Here is a 24,985-nt window from a genome sequence, read left to right as displayed (position 1 = left end):
CTCCACACAAAGGAATGCGTCAGAAGTCATGTCCTTCTGATCCTCATCATAACCTGTACTATATAGAGTACACAAGGCAATCCTGCAATCCGCTGCACCATCACCGTTCCAAAATAAACACTCTCAAGGCATCTCTGCTGTGATACCTCATTCAAGCACCTGACAGAGGATCCCAAAAACAAGGAGGAAAGCTGTGAAAACCCATCTTCGCACCTTACAGATCGCATTCACTTATATTGGCACTATCGTAGGGGCCGGATTTGCCACCGGGCAAGAAATCCTCCGCTTCTTTACCCGTTACGGTCATTGGGCGCTGATCACGATCCTGTGCTCCACTATACTGTTTATTTGGCTTGGCACCAAAATGATGGTGCTCGCCCGGCGGATCCGGGCGAATTCTTATGAGGATTTCAACCGCCACCTCTTTGGCGAGCAGACAGGCAGTATAATCAGCCTGTTCACCATGGTAATTCTGATTGGCGTAAACAGCATTATGCTTGCCGGTGCGGGAGCCATTTTTCAGGAGCATCTGGGCTTTCATTATCAGGCTGGACTAATCCTCACTATCTTAGGGTCTTATCTGCTGCTTTCACGCGGCATTTCTGGCATCCTCCACATGAACAGCACAGTTGTTCCACTCATGCTAGCTCTTTCGCTGATTATTGTGATCAATACGATGCATCAACCGAACGCTGAACATTTCTTGTTTCTCCAGACGGACAGCAGCACTTTCTCTGCCTGGCTGTCTCCACTACTGTATACGGCTTTCAACCTGGGGATGGCTCAGGCCGTTCTTGTACCGCTTGCCCGGGAGACAGAAGACGAAAAGGCGCTGCTGCGGGGCGGCATACTGGGCGGGGCTGGAATAGGTCTTTTACTGCTGGCAGCGCATTTTGCCATGAGCTCGCAAATGCCCGGGATCTTGCAGTATGAAATTCCAATGGGCAGCATCGCATTTAGACTTGGAGCCGTGGTCCAAACGATCTACCTGCTGCTAATCTTCCTTGAAATCTTCAGCACATTTGTGGCGGATATTTACGGTGTTACCGCGCAGTTAAAACAAAGGCTACCTTTATCCCAAGACTTAATTATCGCTTTGCTGATGCTTACCTGTTATCTATTCAGCCAATTCGGGTTCAGCTCTCTCTTGTCCGTTTTTTATCCTATTTTCGGCGGTTTAGCACTTGTATGGGGATTCAAGCTGATACGCACTCCTATCTCCCCGCCACCAGAAGGGCCGAAGCCCGAATCTGGCAGAGATGAGACTTCTTTAGCCAAGCTTAAGCCGGCTTCGCGAATTACACGGAAATAACAGCAGCCGAAGGAATCAGCACCCCCGCAGCTTCCGCAACATGGCGGTGACAGGTCATCATTACGATTTGTCTGGTGGCCGACAGCTCACCAAGCAATGAGAGCGCAGCATGCAGCCTCTGTTCATCAAAGTTAACGAAGAGATCGTCGAACAGTAATGGAAGACAGGCTTGACGAGCCATCGTCTCCGCCAGGGCCAGCCGCAATGCCAGATAGAGCTGCTCCGCAGTTCCGCGGCTCAGTAGTCCGCTATCCAGCAGCCCTGCTGTCCGATGCTCCGCTTTGAGCTCTTTATGACCCAGTGTCATCACCACTCTGAGGTACTCTCCTTCAGTCAGCTTGTTGAAATAGACCGAGGCCAGCCGCAGCACCTGCGGCTGTTTCTCCTGTTCGTAGATTCTCCGCGTCCTGCCGATAAGTTCCGCAGTAATTGCGGTCACCGCATACTGTCCTGCAATGAGACGAAGCGCGGACCGTTGTTCCTCCAGCTGCTGGAGAACCGTGTCCTCCAGACAGCGCTCCTTCAGGTATTCTCTCTCCTGGAGCAGCTTCCCTCGTCGCTGAAGGAGACTACTGCGCTCTTCTTCTGACGTTGCAGCCTGCTCTTCTGCAACTGACCTTTCCTGTTCCAACGCAGATGCATCCAATGTATCCAGTAGAGCAAGCAATCCCTTAGTCCCTTCTTGACTCCAGCCACCGAACATGGCCAGTTCCCATTGGCGAAGGTTCCCTTCCAATTCGCCCCGGCGCTGAACTGCCGCCGAGCGGCGCAGGAACTCCTCGCTGCCCTCAGCGCCTCCTTGCTCCAAAAGACTTAGGCGGCGCTGTTTCAGCCGCTCCAAATGCAGCCGGGCCTCTTCATATTCTCCCTCTGCCGATCTCAGCCTGGAAGTCAGGCCATCCAGCCGCAACAGCTCTGCTTTGAGCCCGTCCCAAGCGAGCTTCCTGGCTTCCAGCCAGCCGGGAATCATCCGGGCCAATTCTTCCCGCGCTCTACTCTCCGATCCCGGCATCTCGGGCTGCGAAGCAGATGCGGCGACTTCTTCTACGGAAGATCCCGCTTCCTCCATAAGGGCCAACACCTCATCCTCGAAGGCTACGCACTCCGCCTCCAGTTGTGCAAGCCGTAGACGGAGCTTGCTCTGCTGTTGAAGCAGTTCATTCCCCTGCTCCACAGCACTGAAGATCTCCAGCAGACCCTCCGGCGACAGACCCTCCGGCAGCTTGTGGCTTCGCAGCCAGGCTTCATATCGGCCTGCCGTCTCGGTGAAGACCGCTTCTTCCTGGCGCATCTCAGCGGCAAGTGCCTGCTCCTGCCCGGCAAGGCTCTCCATCTCGGTGCGGCAGACCTCGCGCTCATCACTGGCGCGATCCACTTTCTGCCGCCAGGCGGTCCAGGCATCCATGAGCCTGCGCAGCTCCCTCATGCCCGCCTCCAGCCCGCTTGCGTCAGGGCTGGCAGGGCCTCCGGACGACCTGCGCAGCGGTCGTCCGGAGGTGTTGCTCTCCGGCTCCGCCCCGGAGAGCAAGAGCCCCCGCAGCCGCAGCATCTCGGCGGCTGCATCACCGCCGTCCCCGCCATATCCTGGCGGGGACGGCTTACGCCGGCCCGCTCCGCGCAGGCCGGCCCACAGGGCCAGATCGGCCGCGGCCAGCAGGCCGAGCGCGATCCAGGCGCTGACCGGCGGTGCCCCGGTCAGCCACAGCGCCGCGGGCAGCAGCGCGGTCAGGGCTGCGCCGGTCAGCAGCAGGCGCCGGTAGAGCGAAGCCATGCGGGCCCGCATGGCTTCATCGCTCCCCGCGCCGTGCTGCAAGCCGTGCAGCTTCGCCTCGCGCCAGCGCTCCGCGGCCTGCTGCAGCTCATCCCAGAGCTGCAGCACCTCCTGCGCGCTGGCAGGGCGCAGCGCGGCGAAGACTTCGGCGCCTGCCGCTTGCTCGCGCGCCAGGGCCCGCTCTGCGGCCTGCAGCGATGCTGCCGCAGCCGCAAGCCGGGAACGCAGCGCTTGGCGTGCTGCGCCCTGGGACTCCATGCGGCGATCATAGCTCGCGAACGCCGCAGCGTAGCGCCGTGCTGCCTCCCGGTCGCCCGCCGCACCAGAGAACGTCGCCAGCTCTGCTGTAGTCCACGCAGGATCAATGCTCCGCAAGATGCGCTGTATATGCGCCAGCAGCCCATCAAGCTCCCCTGCAAGCCGCTGACGCTCTAGACGGCGGTCCTCATAGATACTGCGGCGACGGTCCAGCCGCTCCAGCGCCGGACCTTGGGCTACCATCACAGGGTCTGGGGGATTCTGTTCCAGTTCTGCTGTCAGTTCCGCTTGCAGCCGCTCAATCCGTTCGGCAGCTGCTGCCGCGCTGCGAATCTCGGCTTCCAGCTCCTGAAGGCGAACCGCCCCCTCCTCCGGAAAGGATTGAATTTGTGGTATTCCGGCAAACTCTAGACGGGCAGCGCTCCATTGCAGCCATACATTACGAATTTCCAGCGCCTTGCGCAGCATAATCAATCTGGCGCTAGTGCTGTCACGGCGTTCCTCGACCTTAGCCAATTCCGCTTCCGTCGCCGCCAGTGCAAACGTATTGTCGTTGTAACGCGGGAGATAAGAGCGGCTATCCGCCATCTGCTGCTCCAGCTTTTCGATCGATTGCAAAATTTTGGCCGCTTCCTGAACCTTGCCTCTCGGCTTATAGAGCTTTTCCGCGTCCTGCACCAGCCGGCGCTCCGCCCGCATAATTTCACCACCGCCGCCCATACCCGCATGGAACAAATAACTGCTCATCTCATCAGATTGCAGCGCAGCCAATTCCTGCAGCTCGTCCAGCGACACGGCAAACAGCTGGCGGAACATACTGCGGGAGACACCGCCGAGCAGATAACGCTCCAGTTCTGCCTGACCTAGCTCTTCCGTCGTTCCGTCTGCCCGGTTAACTGTAACATTCAGCTTCTCGCCCCGTCCTTGCCCCTCTCCACCGGCTGCAAAACGGCGGATTTGCCATAGTCCGCCCTCCCGGTCCCGAGCCTTAAGCACTCCACCATGGACCCCGCCATGGGGAGGCTCATAACGTTCTGTGGGATAACTGCGTCCAGGAATCCCGTACAGCATCGCACGGATGAACTGGAGTGTTGTGCTTTTCCCGGCTTCGTTCTGGCCATACAGCACCGTAACACCATCACTCAGTGCCAACTCGCGACCCTGAATCCGGCCGAAGCCGCTGATTTGCAATTGCTCAATCTTCATCATATCGCCCTCCGTCAGGCTTGTCCCGGAAGCCACCCTCTGCTTCACCGGCACCTTCCAGTCCGCTCAGCAAAGTAATCCCAAGCTCTGCCGCGCCTCTGAGCCAGTCCAGTTTCTCTTCTTCGCTGACCTGTGACAATAGCCGGCGCAGTTCACGGTTCTCCATTAATGGCGCAATTGCGCTGCTAATGATATCCTCCAGTTCTTCCCGTGAACCCTCTCCTTCACCCTTTTCAGCTAATCGGAGCATTTCGCCCAGAAAGCTATCCTCCTGCAGCAACCGCGATCGGTCTACTGCAAGTCCAGATTCCACGGCAAAACCTTCTGTCCATACCAGACCCGGATATTCCTTCCGCTCTGCCCGGAGCGCTTCACGCCGCTGAAGTTCGCTCAGTAAATCCGCAGCTGCCCCTTTTTCTGCCAGAAGCCGATGAACGTTCCCCCTGCCCGTCAGACGGAACCGGACAACAGTCATCAGATGCGGATCTGCCTCCCGGATGTCTTCAATCCTCCGCTCCACCGCCTCCACCCACTGTGCTTCATGTTCCATGCCGTCGATAGACAACTCAGTCACCTGCCAGCGGACGATATCCAGCTCGTGAAACTGCAGCGCCGCTTCTCCGTTCTCCCTTACATCAACCACATAACAGCCCTTTGGGCCGGTCTCCTTGACACTACGTCCTTGAATATTTCCGGGGTAAACGATATAAGGCTTTTCATATAAAATGCTGCGCTTATGAATATGGCCCAGCGCCCAATAGTCAAACCCTTGACCAATCAGATCCTTGCGGCTGCACGGTGAATACGTCTCATGCTGGAGATCGCCGTCCACATTCCCGTGCAGCAGGGCAATATGAAACAGCTCACTGCCTGGCTTCCGGCTAAATGTCACTGCTGTGTTTGCGGTAACCTTGGCAGTAGGATAGGATATACCGCTTACAATAGCGACTTCTTGTCCGTCCCTGCGGCGGTGAGCTGTGGCATATCCCGGCGCATCCCCTCCGAATACCGTTACATGTTCCGGCATTTCGGCAACCAGACGCGGACCATCCAGCGGATCATGATTCCCGTGAATCAGAAATACAGGGATGCCCTGCTCTCCTAGCTCCTTCAGGGCCTCCTGGAATCGTAGCTGTCCTTGCAAAGAGGCATCCGACACATCATAGATATCCCCGCTGATGACGACAAAATCAACATTTTCCTTTATCGCTAAACAGATAAGCCGCCCGAGGGCGGCAAAGGTAGACTCCCGTAAATAGGAGCGGACAGCGGCCGGCAGATGAGCCAAACCGGCAAAACGACTGTCCAGATGCAAATCCGCAGCATGCAGAAAACGGAAAGGGATCATCACGCTCAACCCTTCTTTTCGGATTGATGCTGCAAATAGGTTTTTTTAAGTTCATTGGCAACCCGGGTAAGGGAGTAACGGCTTTTAGCTTTCTCCCAGGCTGACCGTGACAGCTCATAACGGTAGGCTGGATCGGCAATCACTTTCTCCAAGGCGTCCGCCAGTTCAATATCATCGTCCGGGTTGACAAGCAGTCCGTTCACACCATCCTCAATCTGTTCCGGAATACCGCCCACATTAGTGCCGACCAGAGCCAGACAGCTCAGCGCAGCTTCCGCAAAAACAGAGCCGAAGGCTTCCGCGCGGGAAGGCAGAACAAAGATATCAAAGAAGGGCATAAATTCCTCCGGATGAAGCGTATATCCATAAAAAATCGTCTCATTGTAGATACCAAGTTCTTGAGCCAGCTTCTCAAGCTCAGACCGGGAAGGACCGTCGCCGATAATATGCAGTACATACTCATGTCCGCGCTTCTTCAGCTCAGCGCAGGCATGAAACAGCGTATCAATCCCTTTCGCCGGCACCAAACGGGTGACAGTAACTAATTGGGGAATATTATTATCATGCGGGACCGGCTTGAATCGCTTCTCATCGAACCCGTTTGGAATCACCCCGACACGCGTAGGCTCATCCAGATATGGTGACAGATAGTCGGCGAAGGAGCGCGATACGGTCATGAGACGGTCACTGACATGCTCCAGCTCACGATAGATGGATACTAGAAACTGGTGCTCCAGCCCACCCTCAGCAATGACTCCGTTCAGGATCAGTTCCCGCTCATAGCTGGAGTGCAAAGTCTGGATCAACGGAACGTCCGGGAAAACCTGCTTCATCGCCAGTCCCGCTATGGGGTGATGCGCATGAATAAGATCATATTTTTTGCTCAGACGAAGCTTGGTCCACCATAAATAATCACGATAGGTTTGGATATATTTTTGCACAATATGGCTTTCGCCATAACGTGTCCAATCGAAGGTTTCGAACACAACTTCCTCATGTCCTTTCCCGCGTATCCGCTTGGGCAGCCAGAACAAATCCATCTCCCAGCGGCTGGAACGGAACCTTTCCTGCAGATATGGAATCATAGAAGATACCCCGCCGGGTTGTTCCGGCGGAAAGAAGAGCGCTTGCAGCAAATTCATAGGTCTATCCCCTTTACTATTGCCCTGATTACGGTGAGACCCGGCAATTGTGATATAGTTATTCATATGTAAACTTTCCAGATAAGGACATCATGTCTGGGGAGGTTTAATGATTCATACTTTGATTTTATCGGTATCAACATGAAACAGCAACTGACAAAAGGAGAATGACGTATGATGGAAGAACGGCTGCCCGCCGCTTTTACCGCAACAATGAGAGATATACTGGGACAAGAGGCGGACGCTTTTCTGAAAAGCTACACAGCACCGCGCAGCCAAGGACTGAGATTCAACCGGCTTAAAAGCGGGACGACAGCAGGCCTGAGCGCCGCTGAGAACACCGTCTCCATGTTTGATTTGGAACCGGTACCTTGGTGTTCTGAAGGATTCTATTACGAAGAGCCATCCCGTCCGGGCAAACATCCTTACCATGCTGCCGGACTATATTATATACAAGAGCCCTCGGCAATGTCCGCCGCCGAATTGCTGGCCCCACGTCCCGGGGAGACTGTATTGGATCTTGCAGCAGCACCAGGAGGCAAGACTACCCATATCGCTGCTTTGATGCAGGGCCGGGGCCTGCTGGTCTCCAATGAGATTCATCCTGAACGGGCCAAGATTCTCGCCGAAAATGTGGAACGACTTGGCATTGCACACGCACTTGTCACCAACGCTACCCCAGAGGAATTAGCCCGGCGCTTCCCGGAGACCTTCGACCGGATTATGCTGGATGCTCCCTGCTCCGGCGAGGGCATGTTCCGCAAGGATGCCGGGGCCATTGCCGAATGGTCACCGGATCATGTAGAAATGTGCGCTTCGAGACAATGGGACATTTTGCAGGAAGCCTATAGAATGCTTAAGCCCGGTGGCTACATAGCTTACTCCACTTGCACTTTTAACCGCAAGGAAAATGAGGACACCATTGAGCAAATCCTGGACAGTTATCCCGATATGGAACTGGTAACCAGCAAGCGGCTATGGCCGCATTTAGAAAAAGGTGAGGGACATTTCGTGGCGCTCCTGCGGAAGCAGGAAAATGAAGAAGATGCAGCAGTGACGGCGGAGCCTAAGCGTAATAAGCGCAGCAGTGGAAAAAACAAGCGAAGTCCGGGAGTTGCCTCCTCTACCAAAGAGGCTTTAGAGCAATTTAAAGCTTGGGCGGAGACGGAACTGCCCGGATTTAATGTGCAAGGTGTTCCACTTCTCTTCGGTGAATCACTGTATCTGCTCCCCGAAGCCTTCAATGAGATCATGCATCCAGGACTGCTTGATGGACTGAGAGTCCCCCGAGCCGGACTTCATGTGGCCCACATGAAGAAAAACCGGATCGAGCCTGCCCATGCATTAGCCATGTCATTACAACAAGGACAGGCTGCACGTAGTTATAACTTGGCTGCGGACGGGCCTGAAATCAATGCCTGGCTACGTGGTGAAAGTTTGTCTGTCCCCGCCGGGCTGCACGGTTGGACGCTGGTAACAGTAGATGGCCTCCCGGTCAGCTGGGGCAAAGCCAGCTCAGGACAGCTTAAGAACCATTTTCCCAAAGGTCTACGTAGCCTGTAGCCTATCTTGACAAGCAATGGGCCTATGACCAGTTCATGAAGCCCTCCCCGGCATATGATGTCATTATCCCAAACGCACCGAGTGTATAGCATCGGCATTGGGAACAAGATCAGACCTAAGGGAGGAATCAGTTATGGGTGCAGGTTACGGTGGTTTTACTTCAACAGGAGCGATTTTGGTACTTTTCATACTGCTTGTTATCATTTCCCGTTCGTTGTTCATCTAAGATTTACTGACTTAAAGCATATACACGACAAGCAGCTGTGCCGTCCAATTGAGGATGATGCGGCTGTTTTATTTTTCAGCTCAAGCTACATAGACCTCAGATTAGTTTGCTCCCCCATATAAGCCTATTCTTAGATACTCCATCCTCACAACAACCTTTCGAAAGTACAATTAACGGCATTTTTGTATCCTAAATTCTCTGCAGTCAAGGATTAATGAGAATTAAGTACAATATTGTACCTTAAATCTTCCGAATACCCCGTCCAGCTTACTTTTTCGAAAAATAAGATACAATAATGCTCTTATGTACCTCATTTATCATTTTTTAAGAAATATAAGATACAAAAATGCTGTTAGTTGGTAGGTCGACCTTTTTTCACTCTTAACTAGACTGTAACTTCACCAGAATCATGCCTAGTCTTCTATTCGAATGTAATTTCACTTAGTGGTTCTCTCGAATTCTCACTGCTTTGAAGCCGGTTTGCCTGAACAATTGCTCTACTTCTTCATTTTGAGTAAATGACTGCATATGGTAATTGATTTTGTAAATTTGAGAAACAATGATAAAGGCTCCTCCAGGCCTGCCGCTAGCTACTGCTTCCCGATTTTTTTGTGTTGGCGTTTCTAAAGATTTCGGAGAAATACCGACACCATAAATCTTGGCAAGTTTATATTTTTTTGCAAATCTATGTATGGTCTGACCACCACCGCAGCCGATATCCATTATAATGTCATCTTCTTTTATCGCAATTTCGTGAAAAGCCAAGGGAAGCATCTTCGAATATGCCTTGTTCATCATCTTCAGCATCACATTACCCACCAAGCCTTTGGGGTGCTGGGCTTACCCAATAAGTGCCTGTAGAAGGCTCATCCTGATCCCTACTCTCTTGTATCTTCCCTTGCAAACCCTGACGTCCAAAATTAACCATTATTATTTAATATGTTTTAATTTACAAATAATAACTTTTTAATGCAATCTTTTAATAAATTCGTATGTGCCTTACACATCAAACAGGAACGTCAGCTTACCCAAGAGTTCCTTACTCTGCAAAAAAAGCCTGCACCATTTCGGTGATTCTGTTTTAATTTGCCCCACTCAACCAAAGAATTTCCTACTATGATAAAAAAAGACTGCAAACACGCATCACCTTTATCGGCTGATCTGTGTCTACAGTCTTTTATAACTAACCTTTTTAATATGTCTTGTTCGATCCACTTGTCACTTTAGGACAAACAGTATTTTACGAGCGCATCACGTACGCCATGTTCATTGTTGGTCCCGGTAATGACATCAGCGGCCGCTTTAACCTCAACCGGAGAATTTTCCATCGCTACGCCTAGACCAGCATACGTCAGCATGGAGATATCGTTGAAGTAATTGCCGATTGATAGAACTTCCTCCCGGGGAACGCCGAGATCTGCGGCCAGGTTTTTTAGTGCATTGCCTTTGGAGGCTTCCGGATTCATAAAATCAATGAAAAATTCCCCGCTGCGCAAAATGTTATATTGCTGTGTCCAGGTGCCCCATTCCCGTTCTGCTTCATCCAGAATATCCGGCTTCGAGAACACGGTGAACTTCACAATCGGCTCCCGGAAATCTTCCCAGGCCGGCAGCGAGGCTGGTACAACCTGAAAATTCTCATACATATGATTAGCTTCTTTGGATAGGTTCTCCACATTGTCCACGTACATATCAAAAGCCGTGTTGATGTCAAAATGCATTCCGCGTTCGCGGCAATACTCAATATAAGGGTCTAATCCGCGTGCGTCTAATCCATATTGATGCAGCACTTCCCGGTTCTCCACTCGCACGGTGGCTGCACCATTATGGCCCAACACATAACCCGACAGTCCCATCTCCTGCATAAAAGGAATCGAGTTCTGCGGGCTGCGCCCTGTACATAATACAATTCGGCCACCCAGCCGCGTTACCTCCGCAATGGCTTGCATGTTCTCCTCGCTCAGTTGATGATCATCATTGAGCAGTGTTCCATCGACATCCAGTGCAATCAGTTTGTATTTCATACTCCACCATCCTTGTCTGTCTTTGTTTGTTATCTGCTTAGCGAGGTCCATAATTTATGTGATTGTATGAAACGCACGCACAGGTTATATATCTCAGATGAATCAGCTTCGGACGCATCCTTGGCGTTCCCTACAGTTTCCTACAGTTTCCTACATTTTCCTAAATATCCCTATAGCTAGCTCCCTAGCTCCATGAAATGCCTGAGTTTTTACCCTGTGTTCTACAATCATCTGTGTTCTGCAATCATCTGTGTTCTGCAATCATTTGAGCGGCCACCGCGGAATCCAATACAGTGATTCCAGCACCAACTTTAGCAGGTTTTAAAATAAGGGCAATCTTGTACCTTAATTTACAGAATACACCCATAGGCCAAAGAATAAGGGCATTAATGCACCTTATTTTTCGTGAATACGCCCTTCCAGCAGCAAAAGGAAGAAATTAGTGTGCAATTTTGCCTTTAATCGCTCTTTTTTTGTTTATTCAGCGTAATTAAGGTACCATTTTGCCTTTATTTTCTGTTTCCCCCTGTGCCAAGGTGAGTTTAGTCTCCGAGCTATAGCTGAGTAAATCGAATTACGGCTTGCTCTCCAGACTATCGCTTAATCAACGAATCACAACTTGCTCTCCAAACCTATCGCTTAGTCACCGAATTACGGCTTCTCACCAAACTATCGCGTAATCACCGGATTACAACTTGCTCTCCAAACCTATCGCTTAGTCACCGAATTACGGCTTCTCACCAAACTATCGCGTAATCACCGGATTACAACTTGCTCACTGAATTATTAATCAGCAGGTAGCCCAGTCGGCCCTTTATCCGACCTCACCCTTCTCTACCCGCATCCAGCAGGCACAGCTCCTCAGCTGTCAATTCGCGGCAGGCACCCTGCAACAGGCTTTCAACCAGCTTCAGCTCACTTATAGCCCTCTTTACCCGACTTTCCCTTGTCTACTCGCATCCAGCAGGCGCGCTCCTCGGCTGTTAGTTTCCGGCAGGCGCCCTGCGGCAGGTTTTCGTCCAGCTTCAGCTCACTTATAGCCCTCTTTATCCAACTTTATCCTTCTCTACCCGCATCCAGCAGGCGCAGCTCCTCAGCTGTCAATTCGCGGCAGGCACCCTGCGGCAAGCTTTCGTCCAGCTTCAGCCCGCCCATAGATACACGCTTCAGGAAGACTACCTTTTTGCCAACGGCCTGGAACATCCGTTTGACCTGATGGAATTTCCCTTCGGTAATCGTAAGCGAAATCTGCGAGATGACTTTGCTGCCGCGCTCGCGGCTAAGGATGGTCAACTGCGCAGGCAGAGTCACATAACCATCTTCAAGCTCCACCCCGGCTGCGAAGGCCGCTACATCGGCAGCATCCACTTCGCCCTCCACTGTGGCTTCATAAGTCTTCGGCACATGTTTGCGCGGGGACAACAGTTCGTGAGCGAGCTTGCCGTCGTTGGTGAGCAGAAGTAGTCCTACCGTATCCTTATCCAGCCGGCCGACCGGAAACGGTTCGAAATGCGCGTATTCCTGGTCCAGCAGGTCAATTACAGTCCGATCCCGGCGGTCTTCCGTTGCCGAGAGAACGCCGGGGGGTTTATTCATCATAAGATATATATGTTCGCGGTACGTAAAACGTTGGCCGCCAATTTCTATGACATCTTGATTAGGGTCGACATGAATACCGCTGTCCTTGACCACGGTACCGTTCACTGTAATGAGGCCCTGCTTGGCCTGCTTACGAATCTCGCTGCGTGAACCGGCTCCGATATGGGACAGCACTTTATCCAAGCGTTGCTTCTTGCTGCTGTTACCTGAAGCTCCCATCTTACGTCCACCTCCATCCAGCGGGATATTCGTTCTTCAGCATGCCATCCTGCCATTTGCCCCATCCGGCACTGTAGCCGTCAATGCAGACCAGCACATAGCCCTTCAAGGGGCTTCCAGGCTTAACGACCAGTCGCTCCTCAGGGATCGCCAAAGTCTCTCCCTTAAGATAAGAAACTGCCTCGCCATTCGCACTAGACAACGACAGACTGCGGCTGCTTTCTTCAGGCCGCAGCGCAGTCGCCAGCGGATGGCCGGGAATGAACCGGCCATTGCGGACCTGTCCCAGGTACCAACCGGGACGGACCGCCTTAAGCCCGTTCAGTGCCGCCTGTGGCAGCGGCGACAGGTATAGATGGTCACCGAACAGCACGGGGTGACCTTCAGGCTCCGGGCTCAGCTGTTCGCGAGCCCAGTCGCGGTACGCAGACAGCGCGGCCTCTTCAGCTGAGGCCTGACCCCGGCCACCGTCTCGGCCCGCTGGCCGCCCGCCCTTGCCGCGCCCGTTCTCCGCGCGGCGCACGGCAGACTTGCCAGACTCGGCCTTGCCTTTCCTAGGCCGAGCCGCAACTGACAGTGTTACATCGTCAGTCGTATCAACTTCGGCACCCGGCTTCGCGGTGCCGTCATGCCGCAGCACGGCCATGAAGTGGCCTTCGCCCTTCACCTTGTGCGGCCACAGCCGTGCCGTACCGGCAAGCTCGCCGAATCCCGGCGCGAACGATCCGGTGCCGCCCACGGGCACTACCGAAAAGTGCGGATGCGCCGCGAGGAAGGTTGCAATGCTGCCTTCATTCTCTTCTGGGGAGAAGGTACAGGTGGAGTAGACAAGCGTTCCACCCGAGGCCAGCGCCATTGCGGCCGAGTTTAGAATTTCCCGCTGCATGTCCGCATATTTGGCCGGTGTCTCCGGCTCCCACTGACGCACCATGTCCTCGTCCTTGCGGAACATTCCCTCGCCGGAGCAAGGTGCATCGATCAGGATTTTGTCAAAAAAGCCGGGGAACGCCGCCGCGATTCGCTCAGGATTCTCGTTAAGTACGATACCGTTGCGAACGCCGTACAGCTCCAGATTCTTGGCTAGCGCCTTGGTCCGCTCAGAATGCAGATCATTACTGATCAAGAGACCCGCGCCCTGAAGCTTGGCGGCAATCTGGGTGGACTTGCCGCCGGGAGCTGCGCACAGGTCGAGCACACGGTCGCCGGGCACTACGCCAAGCAATTCCACCGGAGCCATAGCACTCGGTTCCTGAATGTAGTACAAGCCCGCATGATAATAGGGATGCTTGCCTGGACGTGCTCCTTCTTCAGTATAAAATCCCGTAGGACACCACGGGATAGGCTCAAGCCCAAGCGGAGACAGCGCCCGCAGTGCTTCCACCGTTATTTTTAACGTATTCACCCGGATGCCTCCATATGGGGTCTCCTTGTAGGTGTCTGCAAATTGCTGATATTCATTTCCCAGCAGTTCCTTCATCCGCTGGATGAAAGTGCCGGGCAGTTGTGCCGCCATGATGCCGTCCTCCTGCTTAAATAGGGTGATGAAAGACTCAAGGAACACCCTTGCGGGTGCCCCTTAAAGTAGACTGCTTATTCTATAAATCGAACTCCAAAAGAATAAGAGCGTTGACTTACTTGTGTTTCGAATGTGCTCGGTCCGGTCGTTGTGGGCCCCGGCGCTGGGGAATATTCGGTGTGATGCCGGTAGCTGCAAGTCTCACTTGCTCCACCAGATCGTGATCAACGATGTCGATGGTAAGATCGAAATAAGGAAACGGCTGATCAGCGAAATTCTCCAGACGAACAGCATACTCCTTTACTTCACCCACCAGCTTCGCGAGATCGATACCGAGCGTCCTCGCCGGATAATTCTCCAGCTTGGCCGCCGCCCCCTGCAGCATCATTCTGCCACCGCGAACGTTGTTGTTCCGGAAGTGGTACAGTCCGACGGCTACCTGCAACAATCCCTTATATAAAGGGTCCTTGTCCTTGGCAAGCCACAGCTCCTCGAGCACTTCATGACACTCGAAATAATCTCTGTCCCGGTTGAAGTAGACCAGATATGCCAGGTACAGCGGTTCATAGTCCATCCGGCAGATCGCCCTTCTTCGCTTCAGAGAGGAGTCCGCGCACATGGTCCAGAAGTCCCTTCATGGCCTCCATATCGTGAGCCTGCCAGATTTCATTGAACCGTTCCTGGCTCTCGATGGCTTCATTGACCAGATGATAGAAATACAACTGGTGAATAGCCTTCAGCAATTGCGTGGTTGTATTCGAATTTTCCTCGAAGGTCATCTGGGCATCCAGAATTTCTTCACGGATACTGGACATTTCACTGTCAAGAATCGATGCCGCTTCCGCCGCCGTCTTCAGACGCACCCGGATTTCATCGGGCAGGCTTTCACGATATTTATAATTCAGGGAGTGTTCGATCGTCGCCCAGAAATTCATAGCGAGCGTTCGAATCTGAATCTCAGCGAGCACAATCTTTTGGCCCAGGGCCGTCTGTACAGGATATTTGATAATCATATGAAAGCTGCGGTAGCCGCTCTCTTTATAATTGGTGATGTAATCCTTCTCATAGAGGACTTCCAGGTCCTTGCGGGCCCGGATATATTCAGCCACCCTGCGGATATCCTCCACGAATTGGCACATAATGCGAATGCCGGCGATATCCTCGATGCCCGTCTCCAGATCTTCCATCTTCACATTCAGGCGCTTGGCCTTTTCCAGAATGCTGGAGAGCCGCTTTACCCGGCCGGTTACGAACTCGATTGGCGTATATTCCTCTCTTTTTTTCAACTCCGAACGCATGGTCTTAAACTTAACTTTCAGTTCCTCCACAGTTTGCTCATATGGAAGTAAAAAAGTTCCCCAATCCCTTCCGTCCATCGCCTTCGTCCTCCTGTCCTTTCGTCTTCCTCAGTGATGATCCGCGCCCACCGCTTCGGAAAGTGTACGGAATCCGTCCCGGCGCAGCAGTTGCCGCAATCCGGCATGCAGCCTCCGGTTCACTTCAGGTCCCTCATAGATGAGGGCTGTATAAATCTCAACCAGGCTGGCGCCCGCCCGGATTTTATCATAGGCATCCTGACTGGTGAAAATCCCGCCCGAACCGATAATCGGCATTTGGCCGCCGGTCTGACGATAGATTTTGCGGATAATTTCAGTGGAACGGTCACGGAGCGGCTTGCCGCTGAGGCCCCCGGCCTCTCCCGCCTTCTCATGGCTCAGTCCCTCACGGGTTATCGTAGTATTAGTAGCGATAATGCCGTCCATCCCCGCTTCAGTCAGCGTATGTACCATATATTCCAGCTCGGTGTCGCTCACGTCGGGAGCGATCTTCACCAGCAGGCTTTTGTTCAGTCCGGTCGCCTTGCGCTGAATCTCCATTTCTTCCTTGACCTGGGCCAGCAGGAACGACAGCTCACTACCGTGCTGGAGGCTGCGCAGGTCTGGCGTATTCGGCGAGCTGATGTTCACCACAAAAAAATCACCGTACGGATACAGCGTACGGATACACTGGCGGTAATCCTCATGGGCGGCTTCATTACTAGTCGCCTTGTTCCGTCCAATATTGACCGCAACCGGAATTCTGCGGTGCTTCAGTGCCTTCAGCCGCTCCTTCATGGCCTCGGCCCCTTCGTTGTTGAAGCCCATCCGGTTGATCAGGGCCTCGTCTGAGGGCAGGCGGAACAACCGCGGACTCTCGTTGCCCGGCTGTCCTTTGGGCGTCACCGTCCCCACTTCCATGAAGCCAAAGCCGATGGAAGAAAACCCCGGCACTGCTGCAGCGTTCTTATCCAGGCCCGCAGCCAGTCCTACCGGGGTAGGAAAGTGAACGCCAAACAAATCGACAGCCATGTCGGCCGTCTCCGGCACCCCGTACATCAGACGCAGAGCCGCGCTGCCACCAGGCATGAATGCTGCTTTGTCCAGGCCGCCAACGACCAGATGGTGCGCCTTTTCCGGGTCCATTTTGAAGAAAATCGGTTTTCCAAAATTACGATACAGCACCATTCTCGCTCCTTCATGGGGTCATTGCTAGTGCTTAAGTCTCCCCGCTTCTGTAGGTTTCTACTTGATTTTAGCCTTTTCCGGGTGAAAAGAAAAGTTTTTTGCCCTTTCCCGCTCCAAAGGACCCGTAGTCCAAGTATAGTAATTTTATTGTAAACGCATTACAATGTAAGGGTAATCACCGATTATAAGAGAAAGAAGGTCGAACTGTATGTCAACCAAACGTAAACCTCCTACACTGCAGCAGAAGAAGGAAGAAGTGAACCGCAAAGCCCTCTTGTGGATCGGCGTAAGCCTTGTATTACTTATCATTCTGATTGTTGTTCTGTTAATTGTAGCAGGCAATTAGTTCAACCAGTGGTACTTTTTATGGGGGTTGGTCTGATTCTCTGAAGTTGCCGGCGAGAAGCGTTCCTTCGGCATCAGCAGTTCTGCAGGCAGAACCCCTCTGCTGATTTCTACCTTCGTTCCCTTAGGCGCCAGTGCAAATAATTCCTCCACATCCCCGCGTCTCATCCGAATACAGCCCAATGACTCATCCTTGCCGATACTGTTCAGATCATTCGTGCCATGAATGGCATAATTCGTGTCTGAGAGCTGCATACCGCGGCTGCCGAACTCTCCGTTGTCATGCCCATTAGGATTAACAACCTTATCCGATATCGCAAAACGTCCCTCAGGGGTACGATCCCCGCCTAGGCCCACTTCATAGTTCCGCAGCATCACCGAGCCGCTGACGACTGCCAGACGGTGTGTTTGTTTATCTATAATAATAGTAAGCGGGCTGGCAAAAAAGGGCTGGCCCTGCGTCCCGCCGCTGGCCCCAGACCCGCTGCCGTCAGCTCCCTGCGCCGCTTGTGACGCAGCGGGCTGTTCCGGTTGATTTCCTCTTGCCCCCGGGCTTGCCGCCGCCCTGAGCGGCTTAAACGCCTGCTTCATAGTAGGCGTGACGCCCCCCAGCCAATTCCCGGGAAACGGTCCAGTGAGATCCTTCAGGGAATCCGGCAGCTTTCCCTTTGCAGACTGGTAGGCCTTCATCGCGCTCCACAGCACCGCTTGCTCCTCCTGGGCGTCTTGCCACTCTCCGGCCTGCTTGGCCAGTTCGCCATGCTCCGGCGGCTTACAGTTGCAGACAGCCGGCTCAAAGGACTGATACTCGACGGCTCCATCACTCTTCATTTCGAGCGCAGAAATCAGTGGCAGCCGCTTCTTCCAGATCAGCCATTGTCCTTGACGCTTCATACCGAGTACCGCTGTCTTGGAACCCGTCTGCTCTCCACCGAGCATCGTGACCAGCAGCTTGCCAGCCGAGGAAGCGCCTCCACCTTCGACCGCTGTGAAGGCTAGCTTGGACTTAACCGGTGTCTGACTATTTCCCGGTTTAGCAATGGCAGATACCTCTACAGGATCAATCACGTCTGAATCCCCCGCAGCTGAAGCCCCAGCGGGTTCCCATTGCCCGACAAGTCCCGGTGCAGCTGCCGAAGGAATGACCACCAGCAACAAGAGTATTAGTGCCATCAGCGCGCGGCGGATCTTCTTTCGCTTCCTGTCCCGCTCGCGCCCGGCCTGAAGCAGCCCATCCTCATACTCGCGAAGCATTTCGGCAGGCACCTTACTATGCTCGAAAGCCTCATAGACTTCCCCGGACTGGTTAAAGCAATAATTGGCTTTGCCGTGCTGTCCGTTCTTATAATATTCTTTCCCAAGCAAGTACCATGCCATCTTATTATCAGGATGCATCTGCACGTAGGCTTTGAGGTGCTGTATATTTTTCATCGGGACCTCCGCTATTTAAAGATTCCTTCATTATTACTATCGGCTGGATATGAAAAAAAAGACATCCCCAGCACCAAAATTGGGCCTAAGGATGTCTTTTATCTCGTATGACGATAATATCGCGGGTGAATTAACCTTCTTTATTAAACGGCTCGTCCGCAATCTTGATGGAATCAGTTGGGCATCCGTCGCAAGCATCTTGCAGATCGTCGAACAGATCGTCTGGAATTGCTGTTACGCCGTGGTTTCTGTCATTCTCATAAATAACTTCCGCCAAGCCTTCATCATCGTAATCATAAATATCAGGGGCCGTCGCGCCACATGCACCACATGCAATGCAAGTATCTTTCTCGACCCAAGTGTACTTAGCCATAATTTATCTTTGCCTCCTGTTGAACAATACAGCGCCGTGAGAACGGTCTGTTATTTTTCTCATATTAATATAAAAGGAATGCAATTTCAATGAATTTTCAAGACGTTTGCTTTTCTGCCTCAAAATATGGCGGCTGATCCAAGCGGATAGCCACGCCCTTATTTTCAGTCCTGATCCCGATCCAGACGGCCGAGATTATCCTTCTGCAGAGAGGTGCCCCGTTCCTTGTGGTTGCGCAGCAGCGAGGAGTGTGTATCGCTCAGCATCCCTGCCGTCAGCACCGCATTTTCGCCGAATTTATTACGCAGCATGTCCATGGCCTTGTTAAGCGATTCCTTCTTGGGCTGGCGTTCATAATCGAACAGATCCAGTTGGATCGCCGCCTCTTCCTTGGGAGACAGTCCCTGAGAGGTCACACCAAGCAGGCGTACAGGTTTATCTCCCCGCCAGTGGCGCACATACAGGTCACAGGCAGCCTTGTAGATATCCTCCGCCGTCTCTGAAGGTGCGTCCAACTGACGTGAACGGGTGATCGTCTTCATATCGGGCGTACGGATAGTCAACTGGATCCCGGCAGCCACAAGACCCTGCTTGCGTAGCCGTCTTGCCACCTGGTCGCTCAGGTTGAGCAGGATGGGCCGGGCCTCCGCGATGCCTACAACATCCCGGGGCAGAGTGGTCGTATGCCCAATGGACTTGCTCTGTTCCCGTTCGGGGTTGACAACGCCATGATCGATCCCATTGCCCGCCCGCTTCAGCCAGGAGCCCATTACGCCAAAATGCTCAGTCAGCATCCGCTCGTCAGCAGCAGCCAGCTGTCCGATGCTGTAGATCCCAAGCTTCTTCAGTTTCTCCGCTGTCTTCCCGCCGATCCCGAACATTTCATTGCAGGGCTTATGCCACAGAATATTCGGCACATCGCGCAGCCGCAGCACGGAAATACCATTAGGCTTTTTCAGATCAGAGGCCATCTTGGCCAAGAGTTTATTCGGAGCAATTCCAATGGAGCAAGGGAGGCCCAGTTCCTCCATAATACGGCGCTGAATCTTCTCTGCAATCTCCAGCGGTGTACCAAACTGGCGGGAACCGGTAATATCCAGATAACATTCATCAATGGAGACCGCTTCAAGCAAAGGAGTATAGCTATAGGCAATCTGCATGAACGCATTCGAATATTTGCGGTATAAATGAAAGTTTGGTTTAATAACGGTCAGCGAAGGGCAGATCCGCAGCGCCTTCTGCACCTGCATTCCCGTAGAGATGCCTTGTCGGCGCGCAGCATAGGAGCAGGTTACAATAATTCCCTTGCGCATCTCCACGCTTCCGGCCACTGCCGTCGGTTTGCCCTTATATTGATCCGGGTCCTCCGCCTCATGGACAGAGCAGTAAAAAGCGTTCATATCCACATGCAGGATCACCCGGCCGCTTGCGGGATAATATTGATCAACATTCTGCACAATATCTACCCTCTATCCTCTTATGGTTTCTATTGTCAGAACTAGAATACCGCTCCCCTGCGCGAAGGTCAACTCACTGAGCCTGCTTCTTTAGCACAAGTGTTCTCTGCCACGTTGCCGTATAAAAAAGTTCTCTGTTACATTCCCGCGTAAAAATGCTATAATGTATAAATTCATTTCCCTTAAGGAGGACTATCATGTCAAAGTCCATCTCCATCTTCGATACAACGTTGCGCGACGGCACCCAAGGTGAAGGTATCAGTCTGTCGGCCGACGACAAGCTGAAGATCGCCAAGAAACTCGATGATCTGGGTGTGCACTATATTGAAGGTGGCATCCCGGGAAGCAACAATAAAGACATCGAATTTTTCAAAAGAGTTAAAGAACTGCACCTGAACGCCAAAATCACCGCCTTCGGCAGCACCCGCCGCAAGAACTCTCTGGCTGAGCATGACGACAATCTGCAGCGGATGATTGACGCAGGCGTGCCTGCAGCCACACTCGTAGGTAAGTCATGGGATTTCCATGTGCATACCGCACTCCAGACTACACTGGAGGAGAATCTCGCCATGATTGGGGATTCCATTTCCTTTCTGAAGCACAAGGGCCTTGAGGTTATTTTTGATGCCGAGCATTTCTTTGACGGTTATAAAAACAACCCCGAATACGCCGCAGCAGTCCTGGCCAAAGCCAGAGAAGCCGGCGCAGACTGGCTGGTTATGTGCGATACGAATGGCGGAACACTTCCCCATGAAATACAGGAGATCGTCACATCATTGTCGGCACGGCTTCCAGAGGCCAAGCTTGGGATCCATACCCACAATGATTGCGAACTGGCGGTGGCCAATGCGCTTAGCGCCATCGGTGCAGGCGTCCGCCAGGTTCAGGGAACCATCAACGGTTACGGCGAACGCTGCGGCAACGCCAACCTGTGTTCCATCATCCCTACGCTGCAGCTGAAGATGGGTTACCACTGTATTCCGGGTGACAACTTGTCACAGCTCACCAACACTGCCCGCTTTATCAGCGAGGTAGCCAATGTGAACATGCCAGTGAATCAACCCTATGTAGGGAATGCTGCTTTCGCTCACAAGGGCGGTATTCACGTCTCTGCCATCCTGCGCGATTCACGTACCTATGAGCATATTGCTCCCGAGCTTGTCGGCAACAAGCAGCGCGTTCTGGTCTCAGAACTTGCAGGACAGAGCAATGTACTATCGAAAGCTCAGGATATGGGGCTTCATCTTGATCCTAGCAGCGAACAGGCTCGCAAAGTTATCGACAAGATCAAGACATTGGAACATCAAGGTTATCAGTTTGAGGGTGCAGATGCCTCACTGGAGTTGCTGCTTCGTGAAGCAACAGGTGAAGTCAATGAACTGTTTGTCTTCGAGTCCTTCAAGATGCTGGTGGAGAAAAATGCCGGCAGTCCCGTTGTCTCCGAAGCCTTTGTCAAACTCCGGGTCGGAAAAGAGAACCTCTATACCGCCGCGGAAGGCAATGGTCCGGTTAATGCACTCGACAACGCGCTGCGCAAGGCCCTGCTAACCTACTTCCCGCAGCTTAAGGAAATGCACCTCTCCGATTACAAGGTGCGGGTTCTGGATGAACAGGATCAGACAGCGGCGAAGGTACGTGTATTGATCGAGTCGAAAGACTACCATCAAACCTGGAGTACTGTTGGTGTATCCAGTAACGTCATCGAAGCCAGCTGGGAAGCATTGGTCGACAGTATGCGTTATGCTCTGCTTGGCCAGATTTCCCAAGTGCATGAGCAGCTTGAAGATCATGAACCAAGAGGCCTCGTTAACCATTAACGAAGCCGCAACACAGCAAAGCCCACTTTCAGCAGTCTGATTGCTGAGAGTGGGCTTTTTTCAAATTCTAATTACTCTTATTTCCTAAGAACCAATGAGCGCAGTGATCTTCGCTTCCAGTTCCTCCGGCGTCAGGATACCGAGTATAATTTCGGAGATGACACCGTTCTTGTCAATAAGCACATTGGTGGGAAAGACCGCACCGTTATATTTGGCAAAGGCCTCGCCTTTCTGGTCGTACATCACCGGAAATGTCAGCTTGAACTTCTTCACGAAGCGCTCGGCATTCGGCTTATAATCATGACTGGTCACATTAATGCCGTAAATATCCAGTGAGTCCTTATATTTAGCGGCTATGACATTCAGCTCCGGAGCCTCCTGCTGACAGGGATCACACCAAGAAGCCCAGAAATTGAGCAGAACGGCTTTTTCTCTTTTGCCGCCTACCTGGTATGTGCTGCCGTCACTTCCTTGAAGGGTCAACGCTGGCGCCAGCAATCCGGCACGAGGTCCAGATTCAGTGGGCAGCTCCTGCGATTTGAACACAGCTACCGCTTCTGAGTCCCGTTCCCGCCACATTACAAACACAACTAGAATAACAATCAAGGTTACTACCGCTAAATTCCGTTTATTAACAGCTTTCATTGGCGTCTGTTCCTTTGCGAAATGGGATAGTTTCTTACTATTGTACCCCCATTCGGTAAAGTTTCAAACCATCCATAAATTTGTCATACATAAAAAAAGGATTCCGCCGCAGAGGACGAAACCCAAATGAAGAGAGGGGTGAACAATTGACAGCCCGCCGGAGAAATGTCCAGTCCAGAGGATGGAGTCTTTCTTACAGCAAGCGCTGGGGAGGCACCCGCTGTCCAGTTGTCCACGTCAAGCATGAGGAGGCCTGCCGGTTGCTGCCGCAGCGGGAGGCATGCGATCGACAGCTTGTGTCAAGCGCAGGCGTAGCGCCTTACCCGCTGCGTTCTGTATCCCCATGCCCATGGTATACTTACATATGGGTTAGCGGTGCTAGGCTCTGCTTAAATAAGCGTACAAATCTCCTAACGTCTCCACCTGACGCCGTTTGGCAATCTCACGAAGGTAGGCCACCCAGAGCTGTGCCGTCATTTTGGCATCCTCCAGAGCATGATGTCTCTCTGTAATCGGTATACTGTGTACGGCCAGCAGTTCATCCAGAGTATAGTTGCTCCGCTGTGGCTCCAGCCATCTAGCCAGCATCATCGTATCCAGTACACGATGGGTTAGCTGAACCTTGGAGGTTTTCCACAGGGCTGCATTTAGAAAAGCTTTGTCATGCGCACTGGCATGAGCCACCAGCACCCGCTGCCCTACAAAGGACATGAAGTTATGAAGCCCCTCCATCAGAGGCGGTGCTGTCTTAGTCATTTCCTCCGAGATTCCTGTTAGCTCCGTAATGTTACCCGGAATGGACGTCTGGCAGTTGACCAAGGTATAGAAGCATTCCTCCTCCTTGATCTCCTCCCCCACTACCCGGATCGCCCCGAAGGACATAATCTCGTCACCATGCTGGTGAGAAAAGCCTGTTGTCTCCAGATCAAAAATCACCGTCTCCAGCTGTGACAGCGGAGTATGCAGCACCTCGGGCCGTCGTTTCTCCCGCATCAGCGAGCGGATAAAAGCCATCTGCTGGGCGGTCTGCTGCGCCGTTTCACCGCCCCGCATGGAAGCAATCGCGGACGGCATTCCACCCTGTCTCAAGTTGCTCCAGAATCCGCCGCCCTTATTCGGCTCCTTCATGACTGTCTCCTCTCCGCTGCTCTAAGCTGTCTTTGCAAGGCACGGTGAATACGCCTGACCAATAGCAGTCTTCCACGCAGCTCTGACATTAACTGCTTGTTCTTCAGGTCCTGCTCCGAAATATAATCACTACTAAGCAACAACCCATTCTGTTGGGTGATATAAGGTGTATTCGAACGCATTCGTAGCGCTGTCAGAAAGGCTGTACGGATATCAACAAGATAATCATACTGCCCAAGTTGCTCCAGTTCCGTAAGCCGATTCAAAGTAGCACTCTCCTGAATTCCGTGCGACAAGGACAAATGTCTTACACTGTTAACCAGCGGGATATACATGCCGTATTTGATGTCGAATCCTCCGGCGTAATCCCCGAAACGTTCAGTAAGCACTTGCCCCAGCAGATTAAGCGTCGCCTTGTGACGGACTGTGTTGCGCAGCACGGCAGTGCTAAGTTTCTCATTGTCAATGAATCCTTCATGATAGGCCTTCAGCCATTGTGCCGACAATTCAGCGTTCCCAGCAACATGACGCATATCTGAAGCAATGATGAGATAGCGGACTGGCTCCCATTCCAGCTGGCTTCTCCATCCTTCGAGCTGTTCCTTCCATTCCTGGAGTGTCTTGCGCCACATTGGCTCGGAACACATGACCTTGCCTTCACATTTCTCATACCCTGCTTCCTCCAGCACATCGGATAGCTGCGTACCGAAGACTTCAAAATACCGGTTCTTGGCTCCATCCGGTTCCCCATCCACAATTAAACCGTTGTCCTGGTCGCTCCATAAAGTAGCTTCCTGTCGGCCCGCACTGCCGAATACGATAAAAGAATAAGCGCAGGGAGGCGGGCCGTAGCCCGCCTCTCTCATCTGCGCCTCGCATATTTGCACTGCGGTCTTGGCAATGAGGTCATGCATGGCATTCACGCGTGACAGCCATTCCCCAATCGGAATCATGTTCAACTGCTGGAGAAGCTCATTTTGACAGGCGATGCGCCTTATCTTAAGCTCATGCGGCGAACCGGCCGTTGCGATGGAAGTATAGTAGTTCTCATTGACCCATCCTGCAGACTCCATCGAAGCCACTCGGTTCGCCTCCCTTATA

The 24,985-nt window shown here is 52.7% G+C and carries 21 protein-coding genes; 5 read left to right on the top strand and 16 right to left on the bottom strand.

Annotated elements, in window-relative coordinates; all coding sequences use genetic code 11:
• Positions 1-193 precede the first annotated feature (193 nt).
• Positions 194-1,312 carry a YkvI family membrane protein gene (locus tag HPT30_RS27015; RefSeq protein WP_175374380.1) on the top strand — a complete coding sequence of 373 codons (1,119 nt, stop codon included), beginning with the start codon at positions 194-196 and terminating at the stop codon, positions 1,310-1,312.
• On the opposite strand, the gene HPT30_RS27010 is transcribed toward HPT30_RS27015, so the two are convergent.
• The 3 genes from HPT30_RS27010 to HPT30_RS27000 are packed head-to-tail and all read right to left on the bottom strand — an operon-like array spanning position 1,299 to position 7,037.
• Entirely contained in the window at positions 1,299-4,595 is a 3,297-nt protein-coding gene (locus tag HPT30_RS27010; RefSeq protein ID WP_175374379.1) for an AAA family ATPase, read from the bottom strand. The two genes, HPT30_RS27015 and HPT30_RS27010, sit on opposite strands and share 14 nt — an antisense overlap.
• A complete protein-coding gene (locus HPT30_RS27005) occupies positions 4,537-5,895 on the bottom strand; it encodes a metallophosphoesterase family protein (RefSeq protein ID WP_175374800.1) in 1,359 nt (452 codons plus the stop codon). Before HPT30_RS27005 ends, HPT30_RS27010 begins: the two co-directional genes overlap by 59 nt.
• Before the next feature lie 5 nt (positions 5,896-5,900).
• A complete protein-coding gene (locus HPT30_RS27000; RefSeq protein WP_175374378.1) occupies positions 5,901-7,037 on the bottom strand; it encodes a glycosyltransferase family 4 protein in 1,137 nt (378 codons plus the stop codon).
• 174 nt (positions 7,038-7,211) lie between these two features.
• On the opposite strand from HPT30_RS27000, the gene HPT30_RS26995 reads away from it, so the two are divergent.
• Both HPT30_RS26995 and HPT30_RS29635 read left to right on the top strand, forming a co-directional pair.
• Positions 7,212-8,600, top strand: coding sequence for an RsmB/NOP family class I SAM-dependent RNA methyltransferase (locus HPT30_RS26995; RefSeq protein WP_175374377.1), 1,389 nt, complete (start codon positions 7,212-7,214; stop codon positions 8,598-8,600).
• 133 nt (positions 8,601-8,733) lie between these two features.
• A complete protein-coding gene (locus HPT30_RS29635; RefSeq protein ID WP_217492820.1) occupies positions 8,734-8,826 on the top strand; it encodes a YjcZ family sporulation protein in 93 nt (30 codons plus the stop codon).
• A gap of 441 nt (positions 8,827-9,267) precedes the next feature.
• Here HPT30_RS29635 and HPT30_RS26990 read toward each other — a convergent pair whose 3' ends face one another.
• The 7 genes from HPT30_RS26990 to HPT30_RS26960 all read right to left on the bottom strand — a co-directional run bounded on the left by HPT30_RS26990 (position 9,268) and on the right by HPT30_RS26960 (position 16,685).
• Entirely contained in the window at positions 9,268-9,633 is a 366-nt protein-coding gene (locus tag HPT30_RS26990) for a methyltransferase domain-containing protein (protein ID WP_175374376.1), read from the bottom strand.
• Between the two features lie 416 nt (positions 9,634-10,049).
• On the bottom strand, positions 10,050-10,850 hold the full coding sequence (locus HPT30_RS26985) for a Cof-type HAD-IIB family hydrolase (RefSeq protein ID WP_175374375.1): 801 nt from the start codon (positions 10,848-10,850) through the stop codon (positions 10,050-10,052).
• 1,056 nt (positions 10,851-11,906) lie between these two features.
• A complete protein-coding gene (locus HPT30_RS26980; RefSeq protein WP_175374374.1) occupies positions 11,907-12,668 on the bottom strand; it encodes a pseudouridine synthase in 762 nt (253 codons plus the stop codon).
• 1 nt (position 12,669) lies between these two features.
• The gene (locus tag HPT30_RS26975; protein WP_175374373.1) at positions 12,670-14,181 is read right to left on the bottom strand and encodes an RsmB/NOP family class I SAM-dependent RNA methyltransferase; all 1,512 of its coding nucleotides are present in this window, start codon (positions 14,179-14,181) and stop codon (positions 12,670-12,672) included.
• 118 nt (positions 14,182-14,299) lie between these two features.
• Positions 14,300-14,758: a DUF309 domain-containing protein gene (locus HPT30_RS26970; RefSeq protein ID WP_175374372.1), complete on the bottom strand. Its 459-nt coding sequence runs from the start codon at positions 14,756-14,758 to the stop codon at positions 14,300-14,302.
• A complete protein-coding gene (gene yjbM / locus HPT30_RS26965; protein WP_175374371.1) occupies positions 14,748-15,560 on the bottom strand; it encodes a GTP diphosphokinase in 813 nt (270 codons plus the stop codon). The genes HPT30_RS26970 and yjbM overlap by 11 nt, the downstream gene beginning before the upstream one ends.
• Before the next feature lie 30 nt (positions 15,561-15,590).
• Complete coding sequence (locus HPT30_RS26960; RefSeq protein WP_175374799.1) at positions 15,591-16,685, bottom strand: quinone-dependent dihydroorotate dehydrogenase; 1,095 nt, start codon at positions 16,683-16,685, stop codon at positions 15,591-15,593.
• A gap of 211 nt (positions 16,686-16,896) precedes the next feature.
• Here HPT30_RS26960 and HPT30_RS26955 point away from each other — a divergent pair, with 211 nt between their 5' ends.
• Positions 16,897-17,034, top strand: a complete 138-nt coding sequence (locus HPT30_RS26955) for a hypothetical protein (RefSeq protein ID WP_175374370.1) — start codon at positions 16,897-16,899, stop codon at positions 17,032-17,034.
• Here HPT30_RS26955 and HPT30_RS26950 read toward each other — a convergent pair.
• From HPT30_RS26950 to HPT30_RS26940, 3 genes are all read right to left on the bottom strand, one after another.
• The gene (locus tag HPT30_RS26950) at positions 17,031-18,464 is read right to left on the bottom strand and encodes a L,D-transpeptidase (protein ID WP_175374369.1); all 1,434 of its coding nucleotides are present in this window, start codon (positions 18,462-18,464) and stop codon (positions 17,031-17,033) included. The two genes, HPT30_RS26955 and HPT30_RS26950, sit on opposite strands and share 4 nt — an antisense overlap.
• Positions 18,465-18,594: 130 nt before the next feature.
• Positions 18,595-18,837, bottom strand: coding sequence for a ferredoxin (locus HPT30_RS26945; RefSeq protein WP_175374368.1), 243 nt, complete (start codon positions 18,835-18,837; stop codon positions 18,595-18,597).
• Between the two features lie 164 nt (positions 18,838-19,001).
• The gene (locus HPT30_RS26940) at positions 19,002-20,294 is read right to left on the bottom strand and encodes a DNA polymerase IV (protein WP_175374367.1); all 1,293 of its coding nucleotides are present in this window, start codon (positions 20,292-20,294) and stop codon (positions 19,002-19,004) included.
• Between the two features lie 197 nt (positions 20,295-20,491).
• On the opposite strand from HPT30_RS26940, the gene cimA reads away from it, so the two are divergent.
• A complete protein-coding gene (gene cimA / locus HPT30_RS26935; protein WP_175374366.1) occupies positions 20,492-22,111 on the top strand; it encodes a citramalate synthase in 1,620 nt (539 codons plus the stop codon).
• Between the two features lie 84 nt (positions 22,112-22,195).
• On the opposite strand, the gene HPT30_RS26930 is transcribed toward cimA, so the two are convergent.
• The 3 genes from HPT30_RS26930 to HPT30_RS26920 form a co-directional block, all read right to left on the bottom strand.
• Positions 22,196-22,756, bottom strand: coding sequence for a TlpA family protein disulfide reductase (locus HPT30_RS26930; RefSeq protein WP_175374365.1), 561 nt, complete (start codon positions 22,754-22,756; stop codon positions 22,196-22,198).
• Positions 22,757-23,134: 378 nt separating this feature from the next.
• Positions 23,135-23,884, bottom strand: coding sequence for an exonuclease domain-containing protein (locus tag HPT30_RS26925; protein WP_175374364.1), 750 nt, complete (start codon positions 23,882-23,884; stop codon positions 23,135-23,137).
• A complete protein-coding gene (locus HPT30_RS26920; protein ID WP_376767067.1) occupies positions 23,881-24,966 on the bottom strand; it encodes a DUF294 nucleotidyltransferase-like domain-containing protein in 1,086 nt (361 codons plus the stop codon). Before HPT30_RS26920 ends, HPT30_RS26925 begins: the two co-directional genes overlap by 4 nt.
• Between the last annotated feature and the right edge of the window lie 19 nt (positions 24,967-24,985).

It is taken from the genome of Paenibacillus agri (assembly GCF_013359945.1).
In the GTDB taxonomy this organism is placed as follows: Bacteria; Bacillota; Bacilli; order Paenibacillales; family Paenibacillaceae; genus Paenibacillus_AQ; species Paenibacillus_AQ agri.
Note: the sequence above shows the minus strand (reverse complement) of the source record. Positions and strands in the feature narration are given on the sequence as shown.

What these genes read in the sequence shown, in the direction of transcription:
- HPT30_RS26985 (WP_175374375.1), bottom strand. Translation starts at nt 10,850, where the DNA reads ATGAAATACAAACTGATTGCACTGGATGTCGATGGAACACTGCTCAAT.
- HPT30_RS27005 (WP_175374800.1), bottom strand. Translation starts at nt 5,895, where the DNA reads ATGATCCCTTTCCGTTTTCTGCATGCTGCGGATTTGCATCTGGACAGT.
- cimA (WP_175374366.1), top strand. Translation starts at nt 20,492, where the DNA reads ATGTCAAAGTCCATCTCCATCTTCGATACAACGTTGCGCGACGGCACC.
- HPT30_RS26950 (WP_175374369.1), bottom strand. Translation starts at nt 18,464, where the DNA reads ATGAAAAATATACAGCACCTCAAAGCCTACGTGCAGATGCATCCTGAT.
- HPT30_RS26930 (WP_175374365.1), bottom strand. Translation starts at nt 22,756, where the DNA reads ATGAAAGCTGTTAATAAACGGAATTTAGCGGTAGTAACCTTGATTGTT.
- HPT30_RS26980 (WP_175374374.1), bottom strand. Translation starts at nt 12,668, where the DNA reads ATGGGAGCTTCAGGTAACAGCAGCAAGAAGCAACGCTTGGATAAAGTG.
- HPT30_RS26970 (WP_175374372.1), bottom strand. Translation starts at nt 14,758, where the DNA reads ATGGACTATGAACCGCTGTACCTGGCATATCTGGTCTACTTCAACCGG.
- HPT30_RS26995 (WP_175374377.1), top strand. Translation starts at nt 7,212, where the DNA reads ATGATGGAAGAACGGCTGCCCGCCGCTTTTACCGCAACAATGAGAGAT.
- HPT30_RS26955 (WP_175374370.1), top strand. Translation starts at nt 16,897, where the DNA reads ATGTCAACCAAACGTAAACCTCCTACACTGCAGCAGAAGAAGGAAGAA.
- HPT30_RS26990 (WP_175374376.1), bottom strand. Translation starts at nt 9,633, where the DNA reads ATGCTGAAGATGATGAACAAGGCATATTCGAAGATGCTTCCCTTGGCT.
- HPT30_RS26925 (WP_175374364.1), bottom strand. Translation starts at nt 23,884, where the DNA reads ATGAAGGAGCCGAATAAGGGCGGCGGATTCTGGAGCAACTTGAGACAG.
- HPT30_RS26975 (WP_175374373.1), bottom strand. Translation starts at nt 14,181, where the DNA reads ATGGCGGCACAACTGCCCGGCACTTTCATCCAGCGGATGAAGGAACTG.
- HPT30_RS27000 (WP_175374378.1), bottom strand. Translation starts at nt 7,037, where the DNA reads ATGAATTTGCTGCAAGCGCTCTTCTTTCCGCCGGAACAACCCGGCGGG.
- yjbM (WP_175374371.1), bottom strand. Translation starts at nt 15,560, where the DNA reads ATGGACGGAAGGGATTGGGGAACTTTTTTACTTCCATATGAGCAAACT.
- HPT30_RS29635 (WP_217492820.1), top strand. Translation starts at nt 8,734, where the DNA reads ATGGGTGCAGGTTACGGTGGTTTTACTTCAACAGGAGCGATTTTGGTA.
- HPT30_RS26945 (WP_175374368.1), bottom strand. Translation starts at nt 18,837, where the DNA reads ATGGCTAAGTACACTTGGGTCGAGAAAGATACTTGCATTGCATGTGGT.